The following is a 19,732-nucleotide window of genomic DNA, read 5'->3' on the forward strand; positions in this document are numbered from 1 at the left end:
ATCAGTGTAGACACTGATTGGCCGGGCGCTCGCTGACCTGGATCAGGCCCGTTGAGCGTGGATCAGAAGATGTAGTCGGTGGTCAGGAAGCTCGAGTCACGCCCGCGAATGATCTCGCTGATCAGATCCTTGTTGCTTTCCTGGAACTTGGTCGCCACCAGTGTACGGATCGAAAACACCCGCAACGCATCGTGAACCGACAGCGTGCCTTCGGCGGAATTCTTGCGGCCGTTGAACGGGTAGGTGTCCGGGCCGCGCTGGCACTGCGCGTTGAGGTTGATCCGCCCGACCTGGTTGGCAAACGTATCGACCAGCCGACCGACCGCTACCGGGTTGGTGCCGAAAATGCTCAGCTGCTGGCCGAAGTCCGATTCCAGCACATAGTCAATGACAGTATCGAGGTGACGGTACGGCACGATCGGCACCACCGGGCCGAACTGCTCTTCCTGATAGACGCGCATCTGCGGGTTCACCGGGTACAGCACCGCCGGGTAGAAGAATGACGCGCGGGCCTCGCCGCCATGCGGGTTGACCACTTCGGCACCCTTGCTGCGCGCATCGGCGACCAGTCCGTGCAGATAATCAACCTTGCCCGACTCCGGCAGCGGCGTGAGCGCGACGCCACTGTCCCACGGCATGCCCGGTTTCAGGGTGGCCAGTCTGGCGTTGAATTTTTCGATGAAGCTGTCGACCACGTCTTCGTGGACGAAGAGGATCTTCAGCGCGGTGCAACGCTGGCCGTTGAACGACAGCGAGCCGGTGAGCGCTTCGCTGACGGCGTTATCGAGATCGACTTCCGGCAGGACGATACCCGGGTTCTTCGCGTCCAGACCCAGCGCGGCACGCAAGCGGTGCGGCTTGGGATGCAGTTTTTTCAGGTCGCTGGCGGCTTTGTTGGTGCCGATGAAGGCAAAGATGTCGATCTTGCCGCTGGCCATCAGCGCGCTGACGGTTTCGCGGCCGCTGCCGTAGATCACGTTGATCACGCCAGAGGGGAAGCTGTCGCGGAAGGCTTCGAGCAACGGGCGGATCAGCAGCACGCCGAGCTTGGCCGGTTTGAACACCACGGTGTTGCCCATGATCAGCGCCGGAATCAGCGTGGTGAAGGTTTCGTTCAGCGGATAGTTATAAGGGCCCATGCACAAGGCGACGCCGAGCGGCACGCGGCGGATCTGGCCGAGGGTGTCCTGTTCCAGTTCGAAACGGCTGGAGCGGCGGTCGAGTTCCTTGAGTGCATTGATGGTGTCGACGATGTAATCGCAGGTGCGGTCGAATTCCTTTTCCGAATCCTTGAGGTTCTTGCCGATTTCCCACATCAGCAGTTTCACCACGGCGTCGCGCTGCTGACGCATGCGCCCGAGGAAGGCTTCGACATGCTGGATACGCTCCGCCACGCGCATCGTCGGCCACAGGCCCTGACCACGGTCGTAGGCGCGGACTGCAGCGTCGAGGGCGGTGAGGGCGGTTTCAGCGTCGAGCAGCGGCGTGCTGCCGAGAATCACTTGTTCGTCGCCGTTGGCACCTTGCAGATAGACCGGGCTGCGCACTTGCGCGAGCGGGCCGTCCCAGCGATGCAATTCACCGTCGACGAGGTATTCACGCTGCTCGACCTGAGCGTCGAGACGGTATTTTTCCGGGATGTCGCTGACAGAAGGGAACAGGTTGCCAAGGATGTTTGCTGTGGTCATGTCGCTTCCCCGTGTTGATGTCTGCATGCAGCTCAAAAAGTCTGTACAGGTTATACGCCTGAATGCGCCGGGATTTAAACCCGCGAATGTCACGCAAATGTCACGCGCAGGTATGGGGCAGAGGGGGCCGGGCTCTGGCTGATGGAGTCGGTTCCATTGTGGGAGCCAGCCTGCTGGCGATGGCTTTCTTTCAGGCGCTGAGTTTTTTGGTTTTGGGTACATATCCGTTGCTTCGGGTGCTGCGGCTGGCGGTTTCGCCCTTACGGCGAGTCCCTTTTTCAGACGCCAAAAAGGAACCAAAACGCTTGCTCCTACGTACGGCCCTCGCAGGCTCGGGTCCCTTCGCTCCGGGACCGATCCGGGCGCAGCGGCTACGGTTTGCTTCGCTGCACCTACTTCCGCTGTGTACGACTTCGTCGTACGGTCGCTGCGCTCCCACGCCCTGATCAATCCCTCCGCTCAGCCTTCCGACGTCGCCGGTGACGCAAGATCAAGATCAAAAGCACTCGAGCTGGCGCTCATTGTTGAGTGGTTAGAAGCGGGTGGTTGGCTTGGGATTTGCGGTGGATTCGCCCCTCCCCAGCCCTCTCCCCCTGGAGAGGGAGCCGATCTCGATTGGCTTCGAAGTTTGCGTACGACTCGGTATTTCATGTCGGCGTACCTATTACATCCACCTCGGTCAGTTCCCTCTCCCTCTGGGAGAGGGCTAGGGTGAGGGGCTTTTATCTGCAGCTCCCACATTCGTTTTTCATATGCCTGAAATCCTCGCCAACCCATCTCCCTTAATGAAGCTTTCATGACAAAAGTTCGGTAGCACATAGCCAGTCCGGTCATGCCTATGTAACGCGCTTGAGGGGCCCTTCGGGGTGCACTTTGCAAGCCGAGGCGGGACGCCGGGAGTGAGGCAATGGGGACTATGGAACGCTATTCGAAAGTGGGCATGCAGGAGCTCGATCAACGCTTGTCGAAGATCGTCGAGGCGGCGCGCAAGAAGCCGGTGTCGGTGTATCGCTACGGCGCGCCGTGGGTCTGGATTGTTTCGCAGGATGACTGGCAGGGCGCTTTGAAAGAGGTGTCGAGTTACATTCCGCCGGGGCATTCGCTGGTCTTGCTGCGTCCGCAGATCGACGATCTGCTTGATGCCCACCGCGAACTCCTGCACGACCTGAATGCCGAGCCGGGCATGTTGATTCCGGCGCAAACGGTGATGCACATCCTGCTTTTGCAACTGCTGTATTCGGTGCCCAGCGAACAGCAGCTCTACGAACAGCTCAATTACAACCTGCTGTTCCGCTGGTTCGTCGGCCTCGGTCTGAACCAGAAAGTCTGGAGCTTCAGCGCCCTCAGTCGCGACATCGCCACGCTGCTCAACGAGCCGCGCGCGGTGCTGCTCATTCAGAAAATCATCGGCGAAGTGTTCTGCGGTGCGTTGCTGCAAATGCCCGAGTTCTCCTTGAACTTCGCGCTGTTGCACACCTGGCTGGGCAAACACGCCTGCGCCCCGCACGTCGGCAACTAACAGCGGCAACACACCGGGCGCTGAAGCGCCAACAGGTCATCGCGAATTCAGGGGGTAGTGTGGAACCGATTTTCAAGTCACGGCTGGCGCTGTGCGGCTGGCTGCTGGTGACGGCGGGCGTGCAGCCGGTGCTGGCCGAAGAGGGCGCAGCCAACGCCGCCGCGCCGCGTCTGGTCGACGTCAACGAATACTTCGTGCGTGGCAATACCGTGCTCGATGCGCGGGCGATCGAAGAAGCGGTGTATCCGTTTCTCGGCCCGCAAAAAGCCCTCAGCGATATCGAAGGTGCGCGCGACGCGTTGCAGAAGGCTTATCAGGAGCGCGGTTATCAGTCGGTGTTCGTCGAGCTGCCGGAGCAAGCCGTGGCTGACGGCATCGTCTATCTGCAAGTCAGCGAAACCAAGGTTGGCCGGGTGCGCGTGGTCGGCGCGAAACACTATTCCCCGCTGGACATTCGCGACAACGTGCCGGCATTGAAGGAAGGCGAGGTGCCGGACTTTGCCAAGGTTCAGGGTGAACTGGCGCAGCTCAACAAGACGCCGGGCCGCCAGGTGATTCCACTGGTGCGCGAAGGTCAGCGCCCTGGCACCATGGACGTCGATCTGCAGGTGCAGGACCAGAACCCGTGGACCGCCAGCGTCGGACTCAACAATGATTACAGCGCCGACACTGAAAAACTGCGCACCGTCACCAGCCTCGGCTACAACAACCTCTGGCAGCTCGGCCACAGTGTCAACCTGACGTTTTTCACCGCGCCGCAGGAAACCGACAACGCCAAAGTCTGGTCGGGCTCCTACACCGCGCCGCTGACCGAGCGCTGGAGTGTGCAGCTTTCCGGTTACCAGTCCGACAGCAACGTCGCCACCATCGGTGGCAGCAACGTGCTCGGCAAGGGCCACAGCTACGGCGTTGCGGCGATTTATACGCTGCCGTCGAGCGGCAACTGGTCGAACTCGCTGTCGGCCGGTATCGACTTCAAGGACTTCGACGAGCGCCTGACCCTGTCCGGCGAGAGCGACAAGGTCCCGCTGCAATACGCGCCGTTCACCTTCGCCTACAACGGCTATCGCTACAGCGAAAAAAGTCAGCTCGGCCTCGGTTTGAGCCTCGTCGCGGCCACGCGCAGCATTTTCGGCTACGGCAGTTCCGACGAAGATTTCGACTACAAACGCTACCGCGCCAAACCGAGCTTCGCCGTGCTCAAGGGCGACACCAACTACACCTGGACCTTCGACAGCGATTGGCAGAGCGCGACCAAAGCGGCGTTCCAACTGGCCTCGGGCCCACTGGTTTCCAACGAACAATTCTCCGCCGGCGGCGCGACTTCGGTGCGCGGCTATCTGGCTGCCGAACGCACCGCGGATGACGGTTACCTGCTCAGTCAGGAACTGCGCACGCCGTCGCTGGCGAAATTCTCCGGCACCTGGATGCAGGACTGGCGCTTCTACGCCTTTGCAGAAGGCGCGCAACTCTATCTGCGCGACGAACTGCCAGATCAGGACGCCAATTACGCCCTGGCCAGTGTCGGCCTCGGCACCCGCGCCAGCCTGAGTAAATGGCTGTCCGGCAGCCTCGACTGGGGCTACCCGCTACTCGAAGGGCCGAACACCTCGAAACAGGAATCGCGCCTGCACTTCAACCTTCAGGCCACTTTCTAATCAGGAGCACTTTTCATGCAGCGCCTCATTCTTTCCCTGTTGATCTGCCTGGGCTTCGTGCTCCCGGCCACGGCTCAGGCCTGGTGGCAGGACGACTGGCATTACCGCAAACAGATCGCCGTCGATACCACGCCGCAAGGCGCGGCGATCAATCAGGCGCTCGGTCGCACGGCACTGCTGGTGCGTTTGCACACCGGCAACTTCACCTTTGACGGGGTGAAAGAGGACGGCTCGGACCTGCGCTTTGTCGCCGCCGATGACAAAACCGTGCTCAACCATCAGATCGAAAGCTTCGACGCGCTGATGGGCATGGCGCTGATCTGGGTCGACGTGCCGAACGTCGAGGGCGGGCAGCGTCAGGACATCTGGATGTATTACGGCAATCAGAAGGCGCCGGCGACCGGCAACGGCCAGCTGACTTTTGATCCGAATTACACCGCGCTCTACCACTTCGACGGTGCCACTGGCACGCCGGCCAAAGACACCACCGCTTACGGCAACACCGCACAAAGCGCGACCGGTGCTGCGATTGACGGCGTAGTCGGGCGTGCCTTGCTGTTCAGCGGTCAGCCGTTGCTGCTGCCGGCCAGTCCGTCGCTGCAACACAATGCTGGCAGCGCGTTCACCTTCAGCGCCTGGCTGCGTCTGGATCAGGCCAGTGGCGAGCAACTGATTCTGGCTCGCCGCGAAGGTTCGCAAAGTCTGCTGATCGGCGTTAGCCAAGGTCTGCCGTTCGTGGAAATCGACGGCCAACGCGCTGCTGCTACCCAGGCGCTGACGCCAGCGCAATGGCAACACGTCGCGCTGACCGCCGAGGGTTCGAAAGTCACCCTGTACATCAATGGTCGCGAGAGCGCTGCGTTGGCCCAGGCGCTGCCGGCGTTCAACTCGGTCATGGCCATCGGTGCCGATCTGCATGAAGGGCCGTTCCAGCCGTTCGTAGGCGCTATCGATGAACTGCGCCTGTCGAAAGTCGCCCGTCCCGCCGCGCTGCTGTTGGCCGACGCCACTTCGCAGGGCGCCGAGTCGAAACTGGTGGTGTACGGCGTCGATGAAGAACAGTCCGGATTCGGTTTCGGCAGCCTCGGTTTCCTGCTCAATGCGGTGCCGGTGGACGCCTGGGTGATCATCGCCGTGCTGGTGCTGATGATGTTCCAGTCGTGGATCATCATGCTGCGCAAGAACCGTAGCCTCAGCCGCGTGTCTGCCGCCAACGAAGACTTCCGCACGCAGTTCGCCAAGGTCGGCACGCGTCTGGAAATGTTCGCCGACGACGCGCAACTTGCCCAGCGCCTGCAGCATTCTTCGCTGTGGCGCTTGTATCTGGTGGCGGTCAAAGAGATCCGCACCCGCCGCGAGCAGGGCGCCGATACCTCGTCGGTGTCTGCCGCGACCATCGAAGCCATCCGCTGCTCGATGGACGGCGTGCGCACCCGTGAAAACCAGCAACTGAGTTCGAAGCTTTCGACCTTGTCCAACGCCATCGCCGGTGGGCCGTACATCGGCCTGCTCGGCACGGTGCTGGGGATCATGGTGGTGTTCCTCGGCACGGCGATGGCCGGTGACGTCAACATCAATGCGATCGCACCGGGCATGGCCGCGGCCTTGCTCGCCACCGCCATGGGCCTGTTCGTCGCGATCCCGGCGCTGTTTGGCTACAACCGCCTGATCACCCGCAACAAGGAAGTCAGCGCCGACATGCGCGTGTTCGTCGACGAGTTCATCACCCGTCTGGCGGAGATGCACGGCGAGAGCCAGTTCAGTGAATCCACGCATGCGCGCGGCCATCACGCCAACCATTCCGTACCGGCCTGAGGAGCACTGACATGGCGTCCGTAAATGCCTCCCACGACGATGACGAAGATGCCGCAGTGGACAGCATCAACATCACGCCGCTGGTCGACGTGCTGATGGTGGTGCTGGTGATGTTCATCCTCACCGCCACCGCGCAGGTCTCCGGGATCCAGATCAACCTGCCCAAGGCTAGCGCCTCGGTGTCGCTGTCGGAGGCCAAGACCAAGGCGATTTCGGTAAATGACGGCGGTCAGGTGTTTCTTGATGCCTACCCGGTGACCCTCGCCGAGCTGGAAGAGCGCCTGCGCATCGAGAAAGCGCAGAGCCCGGATTTCCCGGTGATCGTGCGCGGCGATGCGACGGTGCAGTACCAGAAAGTCATCGAAGTGCTGGATCTGTTGCGCCGGCTCGAACTGTCCCAGGTCGGTCTCGTCACCGGCAAACCGAGTCAGGGCTGAGTCATGACTGCACAACTTCCGATCGAGCCCTTGCCGGTGAAGAAGTCTCCGCTGCGTTATGCCAAGTGGGGCGCCGGTTTGCTTATCGCTGCACTGGCTGCGTGGTTCCTCTGGCAGTGGGCCAACGACATGGCCGGCGTGCGCCGTGAAGCGCCGAAGGTGCCGACGATCATTCCGTTGCCGCCACCGCCACCCCCGCCGCCGGAAAAACCGCCGGAGCCGGAAACCCCGGTGGAAGAAAAAGTCGTCGAGCCCGAGCCAACGCCTGAGCCGCAAGAGGTCAAGCCCGAAGAAGAAGCGCCGCCATCGCCGGCGGACGATCTGGCCAACCCGATGCAAATGGACGGCGATGCGCAAAGCGGCAACGACGCCTTCAACATCGGCGCGGGCAAGGGCGGCGGCATGGCCGGGGCCGGCGGCGGGCGTTTGGGTACCGGCACCTACAGCCAGTTCCTCGCGTTCACCTTCCAGCGCTTGCTGCGTGAAAACCCGGAGCTGCGCAACCTCGCGTTCTCGCTGCAGGCGGATGTGTGGCTGAGCAGCGTCGGCGAGATCACCCGCGTCGAGCTGATCAAGTCCAGCGGCAACCCGCAAATCGATACCCAGGTGCTGGCCGCGCTGCGTGGCGCGCCGGCTCTCAGCGAACGGCCTCCGGCCTCGATCACTTTGCCCGTGCGCCTGTCCTTGCAAGGACGGCGTCCGGGTTAACCCAGCCTGTTTATTGCCAAGCCTTCGAGCTTGGCCAAAAGGAGTTGTGTGCAGATGATTTCCAATGTGAATCGATTGTCCCTGGCGGTCGGCATGGTCGTTGCGACCCTGGTCGGTCAGGCCGTGGCCGCGCCGGCACCGTCGGAGAACGCCACGATCAATCTGATCCGCTTGCTGGTCGAGCAGGGCATTCTCAAACAGGACAAGGCCGATGCTTTGATCGCTCAGGCGCAGAACGAGGCCGTCCAGGCCAAGCAGGCCGCCGCGACCACGGCGGTTGCGGCCGGACCGGTCGCCGCCCCGGGCGATGTCCGGGTGCAGTACGTGCCGGCGGCGGTGCGTGATCAGATTCGCGATCAGGTCAAAGCCGAGGTCATGGCCACCGCCAAACAGGAAAACTGGGCGGCACCCAATACCTTTCCCGAGTGGGCCTCGCGCATCAGCTTCGACGGTGATATCCGCCTGCGCAACGAATCGCGCTACTACTCGGACAGCAACAGCAACGAGATCGTCGACTTCGCCAAGCTCAACAACAACGGCCCGTACGACGTCAATCCCAACAGCAGCACCAGCCTGCCGCCGCTGCTCAACACCCGCGAAGACCGCACCAACCAGTTCCGCATTCGCGCGCGGCTGGGCATGAAAGCCGAGATCTCGCCGCAATGGACCGCCGGCATTCGCATCGGCACCGGCTCGGACAACAACCCGGTCTCGACCACGCAAAACCTCGGCGGCGGTTTCGCCAAGAAGGACATCTGGCTCGATCAGGGTTACCTGAACTGGAAGCCTACCGATGAGCTGACCCTGACCGGCGGGCGCTTCGCCAACCCGTTCATGTCCACCGACATGCTCTATTCCAACGACTTGAATTTCGACGGCGTCGCAGCGCTGTTCGATCACAAGCTCAACCGCGACTGGGGCGTGTTCGGCACCGTCGGCGCGTTCCCGGTCGACTACACCAACGACACCGCCAGCAGCAACGGTTTCGACAAGGAAGAGAGCGACAACAAGTGGCTGTACGGTGCGCAGATCGGCGCCAAATGGGCGATCAACAGCAACAACCGCTTGAAGGGCGCATTGGCCTATTACCGCTTCGACGATATTGAAGGCCAGCGCTCGGCGCCTTGCGAACCGTGGGCCGGCGCGCCCGGCTGCGACAGCGATGGCAGCCGCGCGGCATTCATGCAGAAGGGCAACAGCGTGTTCCTGCTGCGCGACATTACGCCGAACCCGCTCAATCCGACGACCACGCCGCAACCGCAATTCGTCGGCCTCGCCTCGGAATTCAATCTGCTCGATCTCAACGTGGTCTGGGACGCCGACCTGCCGGAAGATTTCAAACTGCGCAGCCAGGGCAACTTCATCCACAACCTCGCCTACAACGAGGGCGACATGCGCAGGCGTTCGGCCGGGCAGATCGTCAACAACCTCGACAGCAACGGCGACCTCGAAAGCGGCGCCAACGCATGGATGGTGCAGTTCACCCTCGGCAGCGCGCTGGACCTGAAAAAGCAGGGCGACTGGAACATGTTCGCCGGCTACAAATACATTCAGCCGGATGCCTTGCCGGACGGCTTCAACGACTCGTCGTTCCACCTCGGCGGCACTAACGCCAAGGGCTATTTCCTCGGCGGCAACTACGGTCTGGCGAAGAACGTGTACGCCACCGGTCGCTGGATGAGCACCGAGGCGGTGTACGGCGCGCCTTACGATATCGACGTCTTGCAGCTTGAGATCAACACGCGCTTCTAAGGCGCCGGGAGAGGCTTATGAAATCGCGATTCGTGTTGCTCGGGCTCGGCCTGTTGGTCGCCACTGGCGCGCATGCCGAAGGCATGGAGGAACGCCTGCGCACGCAATTGCGCAGCACCACCCAGCAGCTTCAGGCCCTGCAAAGTCAGCAGGCCCAGGCCAGCGCCGCGCAACTGGCGGCGCAGAACGAAGCCAAGGCGGCGCAGGCGCAGATCAAGCAGCTGACGGCGGAACTGGCCAAGGCCCAAGGCCTGGCCGAACAGCTCGCCGGCCAGCAACAGAGCCTGCACAGCCAGGCCCAGGCGCAAGTGGCGGCCAGCGTCGAGCAGACCGGCAAGTTCAAGAAGGCCTATGACGATTTGTTGGTCATGGCCCGCGGCAAAGAGGCGGAACGCGCCAGGCTTGAGGCGCAATTGAGCGAACGTGACACACAAGTGCAGCAATGTTCAGCCAAGAATCAACAGATGTACGGCGTCGCCAAGCAGATCCTCACGGCCTACGAAAACATCGACGTCGCCGAGGTGATGAAAATCCGCCAGCCCTTCGCAGGCAGTGCGCGGGTCAAGTTCGATGAATTGGCTCAAGGCTTCGGTGACGATCTCTACAAAACTCAATTCGACGCGCCGCAAGCCGCGCGCGCCCACTGACAGACAAGGAAGCAGCCATGACTCAATTGATCAGCCACGTATCGCCACAATCCCTGACCGAGGTGCTGCAAGCCGCCGGTTACCGCGTCAACCAGACCGAGCAGAACGGCATCGTCCAGTTGCTCAGCGCCAGCCAGGGCATCGGCTACGCCGTGCGTTTCGGCAACCCGGCGGTGGAGCAGGGCAGCTACGTCGACTTCACCTTCAGCTGTGCATTGCGCGTGCAAGGCGAGCTGCCGCCGGGTGTGGCCGAACAGTGGAACGCCACGCGGCGCTTTGCGCGGTTGTCGTTGCAGGGCGAGTTTCTGGTGATGGAAATGGACGTGGTGCTGGCCGCTGGCGTCAGCCACGATCACCTGCGCGGCAACCTCGAATTGTGGGATCGACTGTTGCAGGAATTCATCGTCTACCTGCGTGATTTCAGTCAGGCCGCGCAGGCATCGACCGGCAAAGCGGAAGTCGCCGAGCAAGAGGAAGTCGCGCTGTGAAAAAGCCTGCCATGGTGATCAGCGCCGCTGCGGTGGCGCTGTTGGTAGTGGCCGTGGCGCTGGTGCTGCGCCCGGGCTCTGACCCGGTTGCCGCCCAGCAATCGTCGCCGTTGGCGGCGGTTACTGCGGGACCTGCGGTGGCGCGGTTGGGGAATCAGCAGGTAACCCCTGAGGAACTTCAGGGGTTGCTGGCGACCGTTGCGCCCGAAGCTCGCGAGCAACTGCGCGGCAATCGGGAGGCGCTGGAGCGCTGGATTCGTGCGCGGCTGGCCGAGAAAGCGGTGTTGGAACAGGCCGACGCGCAAGGCTGGGCGCAGCGCCCCGATATCGTGCGCCAGACCCGTGCGGCGACTGAGCAGATTGTCTTTCGTGATTACCTGCGCTCGGTGAGTCAGGTGCCAGCGGACTATCCGAGTGCGGCTGAGATCCAGCAGGCCTACGACGCGGGCAAGGCCAATTGGCAGACGCCGGCGCTGTATCGGGTCAGTCAGATTTTCCTTGGCGTCAGCGACGCTTCGACGCTGGAAACGGTGCGCAAACAAGCCTTTGAATTGAGCAAGAAAGCGCAGGCCGCACCGACGGAATTTGCCGCACTGGCGACGCAGTATTCGCAGGATCGTGTCACGGCAGAGCGGGGCGGTGATAGCGGGCTGCAACCGTTGCAGCAACTGGTGCCAGAGGTGCGAGGCGCCGTGGCCCGGCTCAAGGTCGGCACGGTGTCTGATCCGGTGCAAAGCGCCGCCGGTTTCCATGTGATCAAACTCACCGAACAGCAACCGGCCCGCACCGCGACGCTGGACGAACTGCGCGACCAACTGACCCAAGCCCTGCGTGCACAGCGCCAGGAACAGATCGCCCAAGCATACCTGGACGGCATGCTCAACACCGCCACGCTGAGCATCGACGGCGCCGAACTCAACAAAGTCCTGGAGGAAAAACACTAATCGAAAATTCACCCTTAACCCTGTGGGAGCTAGCCTGCTAGCGATAGGGCCGGCACCTGCAAAGTTACCGGCGCCTGACACTCCGCAATCGCTAGCAGGCTAGCTCCCACAAGGGAATGTTGAGCATTCACAAACATAGATCGACAGGGAGTCATCAATGTCATTCACCGAACCCGCAGGACGCGCCGGCACCAGCGATTACCGCTCGCCTGAAACCAAAGCCGAAACCTGGCTCAGCCAGGCCTCCTCCATCGACAGCGAAGTCGCGCAATACTTCCTCGTCAGCGCCCGCTGCGGCTGTTTCATGCAAGCGGCGCGCAGCCTCAACGTGCGCTCGACACTGCTGCGCAAACAACTCGCGCAACTTGAACAACAATTGCAGCACAGCCTGTTCAGCTTTCAGGGCAGCGCCCTCAGCCTGACCCGCGAAGGCCAGCAGCTTCAGGCGCGACTGATCACCCTGGCCCACGAACGCAAACTCCCCGTAATCGAACAGCCGCTGATTCGTCTCGCGGTGGCCGAATCGATCCTTCACGACATTCTCGGCCGCGACCTCATCGCGCTGCTGCGGCGCAACGCCAGTGTGCGTCTGGAAATCATCGCGCTGGACAGCGAATTGTCATTGCGCGCGGTCAGTGCCGACATTGTTCTCTGGCTCGCCCACGGCTCAACCCCGCATCCTGGCCCGACCTTTGCCACCTGCGAACCGCAGCGGCTGGCCTGTCTGAATTACCTGCCTCACATCGCCAAACGCTATTCCCGCGTGACCGCGCGCCCGCAAACGCCGGACGATCTTGCTGATTTCATGTTGGTGCAATGGCAGCATGATCGGCAGATCGACAGCTTTCGTCCGTGGAACGAGCTAGTCGAGCAGCGCCTGGCCGGGGTGGTGCAGATGCATTCGTATGAATTGATGCTGGAGATGATTCGCTGCAGCGCGTGCATCGGGTTATTGCCGGCGTATATGAGCCGGTTTGATCGGGGGTTGATTGCGTTGCCTGGGTTGTTTGTTGAGCCTATGCAATTGCAGGCTTGGTTGGCGGTTAGTGCTGAGTCAGAGGGTTTGCCGGAGGTACAGGCGCTTACCGAGCTCATTCAACATACGTTTGCTGAACGGCGCGAATGGTTTCAGCCTTGATCACCGGTTACTTGTGGGAGCCAGCCTGCTGGCGATGGCTTTCTGCGCTCCCACCCCCGGATCAATCCCTCCACTCAGCCTTCCGACGTCGCCGGTGACGCAAGATCAAGAGCACTCGAGCTAACGCTCATTGTTGAGTGGTGAGAAGCGGCGATTGGCTTGGGATTTGTTTTGGATTCGCCCTCACCCCAGCCCTTACATCCACCGCAAACGACACTGTCGATCCAGACCGATCGCTGACACGTATTGTTGTTGCTCCATTTTTAAGCCCGGTTACTTTTCCATTCGAATCAACCGAGGCCACTGCTGGATCATCCGATTGGTAAGTGTAGGGCGCCGTACCTCCGGTCGGCTGTCGAGTCTCGACATTGCCAGGGACTTCCTTGCTTCCCCAGCCATAATTTTGCAGCAACTTCACCGCATACAAACGCATCAGCGAATTATCAATAGTCATTTCAAGCGCAGCCTTGACGGTGTAAACCCGTTCAGGAAAAACCTCCGCATCGGCTTCAACGTTGCTCTTGTTCAGTGCCACCTTCAATTTGATTTTGAGCTGCGATCCATGCCCCAGTTGCCTGAGATAGCTGTTGGCCAGCGTCTGCGGCCAGAATCCCTGGCTGATCCATGTTGAATTGACCTGGGCTGGGAGGCCGTTCCACAGCGTCAGGTCATGGGCGCTACCGTCGGCTGTTTTGCCCTCCACACGCAGCCAGCATGGCTGGCCGGCTTCAATCAAGGTGTGCAGCAGGGCGTGGATAGTTGCGTCGTTGGTTCCCAGCGCCAGTACATCAAGAAAATTATTGGTATCGGCTTCGAGAATTTTCGGCGCCGTCAGCGCCGTTGCCGGCAACGGTAAAATGTTCAACAGCAGAGGCGGCGACTCGGTCGTAGTGCCGTCGCGATCGATGAGATAAGTGACACTGACCTGCTGGCCCAAGCTGTAGGCCAGCACCGAGCGCGGTACGGCGATTTCCAGCCCGGCGCTGACCGGACGTGGAGGGCTCGTGTAGGAGCCAGCAGCGATGGCCGTCGCGCCTGTCCATTTCACGGTCAATTCGTCGCCCGGCAATAATGAGCCTTGCGGCACCAGCACGCGAACCTCCGGAGTCGTGGGGCTGAACTGGTTGCCGTTCATGCCATGCACGGTGGGTGCCAGTAGCGACAGGCGGCCAAGGTGAATATCGAGACGCTTCTCGCCTGACATGACGGCATTGCCCAACTGGTCAAACACTCTGAATTCGGCCACAGCACTCGGATTGTCGCCGGCGCGTTGAAAAAAATCGGTGAACAGTGTCTGGTTGACCGGAGCCGGCGCGTCAGGGACATCGAAGCGAAATGTCGTATCGCCGACCGAGAGCGCGATGGTGTCATATTGACGTCGGTTGTTGTAGGTGAAGCCGAATGTCACTCCTTGCGTCGCACGCTCCGCCCCGACACCGTCGCGTAGAACATCCGGCGGAATCACCAGATCCAGCGCCTCTGGCAGGCGCAAATGGTAAAGCACGAACAGATCGCGCGACGTTTCAGCGTTGCCACTCACGCGGGTGACCTTGTACCACAGGCGATTGACGCCCTGGCTCAGTGCTCCATGAGGCACGTACAAGCGCACGCGCTGATGCTCCTCGCCTGGGGCAATGGTCTTGCCTGTTACCGGGGTAGGATCGTCGTTGATGTAAAGGTCTACGCGATCGTCAACGGCCATGGTCCAGGACGCGAGCTGCATTTCGTTCGGTGGATCAACCAGACATTCGAGGCCTTGTGGCTGGCTATCGTAAAGCGCCTTGGGTATCCCGCCATCGGCAACGCCATCCGGCTTCACCGGTGTGACCCAGCCCTGAATGATGACCGGATACAACACAAACAATTGGTTGAAAAACGAGGACTGGATATCCATGGGGACGCTCCTGGCATGGCAGATCATCCGCTAATCAGACAGAGCCGATCTCACACTACAGGGGAGGAAAGCGCACCTGTCATATCTGACAGGTGTCGATGGTTTTCCGACGAGCGGCTTCAAAGCGCGTGTCGTTCGAAGGCTTTGGTGGCCGGCCTGCTCGCGAAGGCTTGGTGGCATTCACTGAAAATATCGCGGACAAAGCGCTGTCATCAGCCGGCTGGCCAGCACCGTTTGATATTCGCCAGACAACGGTTTATCGGTTTTCCGTGATCAGCCACTCCTCGATCACGGACCGATCCCCATGCCCGACCAAACCCCTGTCATCCACCTCATACGTTCCAATGAGTCCCACCTCGAAGGCAGTCGCCCAACGCGAATGCCACCGCCGACTGCGCATGCAGTTCGGTGGTGTCGAGCAAGGGCAGGGCGCTGTGTTCGGATTTGATCAGCAGGCCGATTTCGGTGCAGCCGAGGATGATCGCCTGTGCGCCGCGTGTGGTCAGCGATTCGATCACCCGCTGGTAAATTTGCCGCGATTGATCGCTGATCACGCCGACGCAGAGTTCGTCATAGATGATCCGGTGCACGTCCTTGCGCTCGGCTTCGTCCGGCACTAGCACCGTCAGGCCCTGAGCGATCAGGTGTTGCTTGAGGAAATCCTGTTCCATCGTGAACGCTGTGCCGAGCAGGCCGACGGTGCGCGCATCGATCGACAAGGCAGCGTGGGCTGCCGGTTCGGCAATGTGCAGAAACGGAATATGGATCGCTGCCTGAATCTGCTCGGCGACCTTGTGCATGGTGTTGGTACACAGCACCACGCAATCGGCGCCACCGGCCTCGAGCCTGCGCGCGGCGTCGACCAGGATGGCCGCGGCATCATCCCAGCGTCCGGCGTGCTGGGCCTGTTCGACGGGGCCGAAGTCGACGCTGTACATGAGCAATTGCGCCGAGCGCAAAGGGCCGAGGCGATCGCGGACCTGTTGATTGATGAAGCGATAGTATTCGGCGCTGGATTCCCAGCTCATGCCGCCGATCAGGCCGATGGTGCGCATTGAAGTTCCTCGGGCAGGAGACGGATCAACAAATCCTGACATGCCCGAAGTCTCCTGTGGTTCTCGGCCAGACGCCAGCGCCCGATGAACTGTATCGCTCATCTTTTGCGCAAGTGTCACGGTGCCTTTTCAGGCAACGGTACGACGTGATTGCAGCCAGCCTCCAGTGTCTTGGCATACCCCACGTCCGGACGCCAGGGTTCGAGGTTCCACTGCGGTTTGTCCCGTGCAATTGCCATATGGCAAATCAACTGGTGTCGCATGCCGTGGGTGTTTCCCCAGTAGTGACCGTTGGAATAGTCGCGCGTGAACTCATCCCAGATGAACGGTGTGCCTGACTCCTGAGTTCTTCTCGCACACGTCGTAGGGGTAATGGCGAGTACCCATTGATAGTCCCGATAGAACCAGTACGCGCTTTCTATGTATTTGTTACAGCGTTCGACAATCACGATGACGCTTTCACCGTCAACCGCAGTGGGTGCATCGACAGCCTGCACAACAGGCGTAGTGAGTCCCAAGCCAGTCAGCGCCAATGCCTGTACAGAAGGGCGGTCCGAAGCAGTTTCATAGAGTAACCTCCTGGTCAGCGGCCACGTAGGTGAACGTCGCCGTTCCTGTCGCACTGTTGGCCGGCACCATTCGAATGATTGGCACCACTCTTTTCGGGTTGGTCGAGTTGTAAAAGTCTCGCTGGTTGTACTTGGCATCGGCGAGCGGCTTGGGGTCAGTTCCTCCGGAAACGTAGAAAAACGCCAGAACCGGAAAGGTGTTGGCCTTGCCTGCTGGCCAGGTTTTGATGATGACTTCGTTGTGTTCGTTGAAACCTGTAGCTCCCAGCATTGCCTTGGCGCGCAACGACTGATAGAACGCGGGCGCGGCCAGGATATTGCGTTCGTCTCGTACGTCAAAGCCGCATTGCTGGAGGTTTTTGTTCACGGTTGCCCTGTCCCAGGCTGCTTTGAATTGCTCCGCTGTGATTACATTCGCGTTGTGGCAGTAGCCGCTTTCAGGGTGTGCAGGGGTCGGAATGCACACGCCATTTTTACCGCGATGCCAGCCCCAGGAGTCCATTGGGTAGGAGCACAGTACTTGCAGTTGATCGGTATTGGCGGGTCGTTCCAGGACGGGGTAAAGGATGTAGCCATTGCCGTAACCCCAAGCCAGTCGGCCGAAGTTGGTATCGGCCCGGAGATAGGAAAAAGAAATACCGCCACTTGTTACGGAAATGGGACTGGGTTCCCAGACTTTGTAAGTGTTGTTCGGGTCTTTGACCGTGACTCGGATCATCACCCCCGAGCACAGGAACGAAGGCTGTGAATCTACTTTGTTGCAGTTGGGAAACTTGCGAGCGTAAAGAGTGGTGAGATAAGTCGCCGTGGCAGGGCCGTCTAACGCCAGAGTTCCGTTGATGTTTATGGCATCGGGCAGTGGAGACCGGGTGTGTGAACAGCCGAACAGAAGTGCAACAAGCAGTAATCCGATTATTTTATGCATGACTGTCTCCGTGTCTTTGTTAAGGACAACTTGTTAGAGCTGCTTTTGAAAGTGAGGCTTGCCTTGATTTCGAGATCGCTTAAAGCGTCAGCCTCAAGCACCATGAAAAGATCAGTGGCTCATTGGCTCCGGTGCGGTTCAACGTGTAATTGAAAATTACGGAGCGTCCGCGGTTTTCGGTGATCCAGGCGGATGGGATGGGGATATTGGTATATGACGGTTCGACGATATTGATCTCGTCGCCATAGCGAACAACGACGCCATGCAACGCCATGCGTACCGTGTAACCCCCACCAAGTACCTGGTCCGGGTAGTAAGCCCTCAGATTGCTCCTGTCCGAATTGATGGTGGGCTCGCCTAGCAAGTGTTTTTGCGGTGTGACTGTCAGGTCCAGATCGCGGGAGGGTATGTCTTCGGTGGTGTCGGGCTTTCTGACCGTGTAGGTCACCTCGGCTTGACTACCGCCGATAATGTCGATGACCTCTAGGCGGGGAACCCGGAAATACAATGTCTGGCCGATCGTTGAAATGGTCTGAATTTCAGTGAAGTAGGTGAAGTTACGGCCTAACCATTTAACTCTAACCGTCTGACGTGGTTGTGAACCGATGTAGTTGACTTCAACCGTGGCAAACTCCGCATTATAAAAATCCTTAATGAAGTTAATCACTGTGCCGCCGGCTTCCCTGGCCTCCAGTACTTTGGGTTTGAGCAGATCCAGTTCCGGCTCCGGTTCTCCGCGTATATGCACATCCACCGGGGTCGCTTTTGACCAGAAGGCCTGTGGACCCGCTGCGTTACCGAGTTGGTCGGTGGCTCTGAAACGCAGGGCAAATCTCGGGTTGTCTTGCCAGAAATCGCTGGCGAACAATGTCATCACCACACGGCCCGCAGATGCTTGTGCGGCGGTTACCGTATGCGGTTTATCCCGTCCGTCACAAGAGAGTGTGACGACGTCTTTTTCCCGCATGAAAACGTAGTTCAGCGTGACCAATACACCTTCGGCTGCACGTTTGGCATTTACGCCGTCGGCAATGACGTCGGTCGGCAGCGTCATGATCAGATTCGGGTTGTCCCCACTGCCCACGACGTCTCCACCGGGGCGTGGGGTGTTGTGGAGGACTTTCAGCGGCAGCGATGTTGCGGGAAGGGGTTGACTGATCCGGATCACTTGAAGACGCAGGAGATTGATGCCGTTGCCAAGAAGTGCCGCAGGCAAATCCAGTGTGAAGCGTTTGTTCTCTTCGCCTGGCTGAATGATCTTGTGAACGACCGAGGTTTCCGAGTCGTTAAGCAATACATGGGCCGCGTCAAAGGGACTCTGATTCAACCATGGGTCTACGAGCAACTGGATGTTTCCATTGGTGACCAGTGGGAGTGGTATTCCACCATGGGGACTTTCTGCGTGGTCCACGGGGGAAACCCAGCCCGGAATCTGTACCGGGTCAATATCCAGCGTTTGAGCGATATCGGTTCGAGTGTGCATCATTTGCCTCCCATGGCGTGCAACAGACGCCTGTCTCTAAAACCTGCTACCTGAGTTATTTGACCTGGTCGGCCGCGTTGTAGATGAACTGCGCGTCGGCGGTTGCGCTGGTTGGCAGGACGATCTTTATGATCGGCACCACCTTGCCGCCCGTTGAATCGAAGAAATCCTTCTGATCGAACTGGGCGCCCGCCAAGCCTCCTTGAAGATAAAAGAACGCCTGGATGGGCAACTCTTTCGGAATGTTCTGCGGCCATGTCGCCAGAATCAGTTCGATATAGTCATATTGGCCGGCAAAGAATCCGCCCAAGTTGCGCGCGCGGATGGTCTGGTAGAAAGAATCTGCGCCTTGATTGTTCATTGCATCGCGTACATCGAAGCTGCAGATATTCCATTGGTTGCTCCGGCGATTCGCTATCCAGCCCTCGGCAGTAGTGATACCGATCGTCTGGCAACGTCGACTGCGGTCTGGCGAGTAGGGATGGGCGCCGCAACCGGGGGCGTCTCTGAGCTGTGTAGCGCCGTCGAGGGGATAAGAGCAGAGCACTTCGATTTGACGGGTACCGATCGGCCGTGCCAATACCGGGTAGAGGATGTAGCCATTCTTCTGGCCAAACACGAGGCCGGTAAATTTGGCGTCCTTGCTCAAGTACGAAAAAGATACACCACCGCTTTTTTGCGAGTGCGGGCTTGGATTCCAGGCCTTGTACTCCGTTGACGGAACAGTCGAGCGCAAAACGATGCCGCGACACAGAAAGGCCGGCATGGAGGCTGAACCGCAGTTGGTTCTGACATCGTTGTAACGGGCGGTCAGGTTGGTCGCAACTTCGGCGCCGCTCAGTGCAGCGCTTGATACGCTGCTGACGGAGCCCGCTGCCTGTTCCGGTGGTATTGGTGATACCTGCTCATAACTGCTGCACCCCGCGAAGGACAGCAACAGCATTAGCAATAACGTGTGGGTCTTCATTTCGACTATCTCCGCATTGACAATAAAGAACGTCTATTCCGAACC

17 protein-coding genes are annotated in these 19,732 nt (G+C 60.0%); 10 read left to right on the forward strand and 7 right to left on the reverse strand.

Annotated elements, in window-relative coordinates:
• Positions 1–62: 62 nt before the first annotated feature.
• Positions 63–1,688, reverse strand: a complete 1,626-nt coding sequence (locus J3P75_RS12985) for an NADP-dependent glyceraldehyde-3-phosphate dehydrogenase (protein ID WP_434710943.1) — start codon at positions 1,686–1,688, stop codon at positions 63–65.
• Between the two features lie 907 nt (positions 1,689–2,595).
• Between J3P75_RS12985 and J3P75_RS12990 the strand changes: the two genes are divergently transcribed.
• The 10 genes from J3P75_RS12990 (at position 2,596) to J3P75_RS13035 (ending at position 12,794) form a co-directional block, all read left to right on the forward strand.
• Entirely contained in the window at positions 2,596–3,207 is a 612-nt protein-coding gene (locus tag J3P75_RS12990) for a transposase (protein ID WP_090283170.1), read from the forward strand.
• 59 nt (positions 3,208–3,266) lie between these two features.
• Positions 3,267–4,865 (forward strand): ShlB/FhaC/HecB family hemolysin secretion/activation protein, encoded by a 1,599-nt coding sequence (locus tag J3P75_RS12995; protein WP_434710945.1) that lies wholly within the window; start codon positions 3,267–3,269, stop codon positions 4,863–4,865.
• A gap of 15 nt (positions 4,866–4,880) precedes the next feature.
• A complete protein-coding gene (locus J3P75_RS13000) occupies positions 4,881–6,680 on the forward strand; it encodes a DUF2341 domain-containing protein (protein WP_434710947.1) in 1,800 nt (599 codons plus the stop codon).
• Positions 6,681–6,691: 11 nt separating this feature from the next.
• Positions 6,692–7,117 carry an ExbD/TolR family protein gene (locus J3P75_RS13005; protein ID WP_007915482.1) on the forward strand — a complete coding sequence of 142 codons (426 nt, stop codon included), beginning with the start codon at positions 6,692–6,694 and terminating at the stop codon, positions 7,115–7,117.
• 3 nt (positions 7,118–7,120) lie between these two features.
• Positions 7,121–7,825 carry an energy transducer TonB family protein gene (locus J3P75_RS13010; RefSeq protein WP_434710949.1) on the forward strand — a complete coding sequence of 235 codons (705 nt, stop codon included), beginning with the start codon at positions 7,121–7,123 and terminating at the stop codon, positions 7,823–7,825.
• A gap of 54 nt (positions 7,826–7,879) precedes the next feature.
• Complete coding sequence (locus J3P75_RS13015; protein ID WP_434710951.1) at positions 7,880–9,577, forward strand: putative porin; 1,698 nt, start codon at positions 7,880–7,882, stop codon at positions 9,575–9,577.
• 17 nt (positions 9,578–9,594) lie between these two features.
• Complete coding sequence (locus tag J3P75_RS13020) at positions 9,595–10,224, forward strand: DNA repair protein (RefSeq protein WP_434710953.1); 630 nt, start codon at positions 9,595–9,597, stop codon at positions 10,222–10,224.
• A 17-nt stretch (positions 10,225–10,241) separates the two neighbouring features.
• Entirely contained in the window at positions 10,242–10,712 is a 471-nt protein-coding gene (locus tag J3P75_RS13025; RefSeq protein ID WP_434710955.1) for a YbjN domain-containing protein, read from the forward strand.
• Complete coding sequence (locus J3P75_RS13030; protein WP_434710957.1) at positions 10,709–11,656, forward strand: peptidylprolyl isomerase; 948 nt, start codon at positions 10,709–10,711, stop codon at positions 11,654–11,656. Before J3P75_RS13025 ends, J3P75_RS13030 begins: the two co-directional genes overlap by 4 nt.
• A gap of 157 nt (positions 11,657–11,813) precedes the next feature.
• Positions 11,814–12,794: a LysR substrate-binding domain-containing protein gene (locus tag J3P75_RS13035; RefSeq protein WP_434710959.1), complete on the forward strand. Its 981-nt coding sequence runs from the start codon at positions 11,814–11,816 to the stop codon at positions 12,792–12,794.
• 127 nt (positions 12,795–12,921) lie between these two features.
• On the opposite strand, the gene J3P75_RS13040 is transcribed toward J3P75_RS13035, so the two are convergent.
• The 6 genes from J3P75_RS13040 to J3P75_RS13065 form a co-directional block, all read right to left on the reverse strand.
• A complete protein-coding gene (locus tag J3P75_RS13040) occupies positions 12,922–14,688 on the reverse strand; it encodes an Ig-like domain-containing protein (protein WP_434710961.1) in 1,767 nt (588 codons plus the stop codon).
• A gap of 332 nt (positions 14,689–15,020) precedes the next feature.
• Entirely contained in the window at positions 15,021–15,743 is a 723-nt protein-coding gene (locus J3P75_RS13045) for an aspartate/glutamate racemase family protein (RefSeq protein ID WP_434710963.1), read from the reverse strand.
• Positions 15,744–15,859: 116 nt separating this feature from the next.
• Positions 15,860–16,366, reverse strand: a complete 507-nt coding sequence (locus J3P75_RS13050) for a DUF2599 domain-containing protein (RefSeq protein ID WP_434710965.1) — start codon at positions 16,364–16,366, stop codon at positions 15,860–15,862.
• On the reverse strand, positions 16,308–17,237 hold the full coding sequence (locus J3P75_RS13055; protein ID WP_434597981.1) for a halovibrin HvnC: 930 nt from the start codon (positions 17,235–17,237) through the stop codon (positions 16,308–16,310). The genes J3P75_RS13050 and J3P75_RS13055 overlap by 59 nt, the downstream gene beginning before the upstream one ends.
• A 79-nt stretch (positions 17,238–17,316) precedes the next feature.
• Entirely contained in the window at positions 17,317–18,720 is a 1,404-nt protein-coding gene (locus tag J3P75_RS13060; RefSeq protein ID WP_434710967.1) for a hypothetical protein, read from the reverse strand.
• Between the two features lie 55 nt (positions 18,721–18,775).
• Positions 18,776–19,687 carry a halovibrin HvnA gene (locus J3P75_RS13065; RefSeq protein ID WP_434710969.1) on the reverse strand — a complete coding sequence of 304 codons (912 nt, stop codon included), beginning with the start codon at positions 19,685–19,687 and terminating at the stop codon, positions 18,776–18,778.
• Positions 19,688–19,732 lie beyond the last annotated feature (45 nt).

Origin of the sequence: Pseudomonas sp. R1-1 (genome assembly GCF_051132135.1) — a bacterium.
GTDB lineage: Bacteria > Pseudomonadota > Gammaproteobacteria > Pseudomonadales > Pseudomonadaceae > Aquipseudomonas.

Bases quoted from the DNA above. Each gene is read 5' to 3' on its own strand.
- J3P75_RS13065 (WP_434710969.1), bottom strand. From the start codon at position 19,687: ATGAAGACCCACACGTTATTGCTAATGCTGTTGCTGTCCTTCGCGGGG.
- J3P75_RS13010 (WP_434710949.1), top strand. From the start codon at position 7,121: ATGACTGCACAACTTCCGATCGAGCCCTTGCCGGTGAAGAAGTCTCCG.
- J3P75_RS13060 (WP_434710967.1), bottom strand. From the start codon at position 18,720: ATGCACACTCGAACCGATATCGCTCAAACGCTGGATATTGACCCGGTA.
- J3P75_RS13005 (WP_007915482.1), top strand. From the start codon at position 6,692: ATGGCGTCCGTAAATGCCTCCCACGACGATGACGAAGATGCCGCAGTG.
- J3P75_RS13040 (WP_434710961.1), bottom strand. From the start codon at position 14,688: ATGGATATCCAGTCCTCGTTTTTCAACCAATTGTTTGTGTTGTATCCG.
- J3P75_RS12990 (WP_090283170.1), top strand. From the start codon at position 2,596: ATGGGGACTATGGAACGCTATTCGAAAGTGGGCATGCAGGAGCTCGAT.
- J3P75_RS13020 (WP_434710953.1), top strand. From the start codon at position 9,595: ATGAAATCGCGATTCGTGTTGCTCGGGCTCGGCCTGTTGGTCGCCACT.
- J3P75_RS13000 (WP_434710947.1), top strand. From the start codon at position 4,881: ATGCAGCGCCTCATTCTTTCCCTGTTGATCTGCCTGGGCTTCGTGCTC.
- J3P75_RS13025 (WP_434710955.1), top strand. From the start codon at position 10,242: ATGACTCAATTGATCAGCCACGTATCGCCACAATCCCTGACCGAGGTG.
- J3P75_RS13035 (WP_434710959.1), top strand. From the start codon at position 11,814: ATGTCATTCACCGAACCCGCAGGACGCGCCGGCACCAGCGATTACCGC.
- J3P75_RS13045 (WP_434710963.1), bottom strand. From the start codon at position 15,743: ATGCGCACCATCGGCCTGATCGGCGGCATGAGCTGGGAATCCAGCGCC.
- J3P75_RS13055 (WP_434597981.1), bottom strand. From the start codon at position 17,237: ATGCATAAAATAATCGGATTACTGCTTGTTGCACTTCTGTTCGGCTGT.
- J3P75_RS13015 (WP_434710951.1), top strand. From the start codon at position 7,880: ATGATTTCCAATGTGAATCGATTGTCCCTGGCGGTCGGCATGGTCGTT.
- J3P75_RS12985 (WP_434710943.1), bottom strand. From the start codon at position 1,688: ATGACCACAGCAAACATCCTTGGCAACCTGTTCCCTTCTGTCAGCGAC.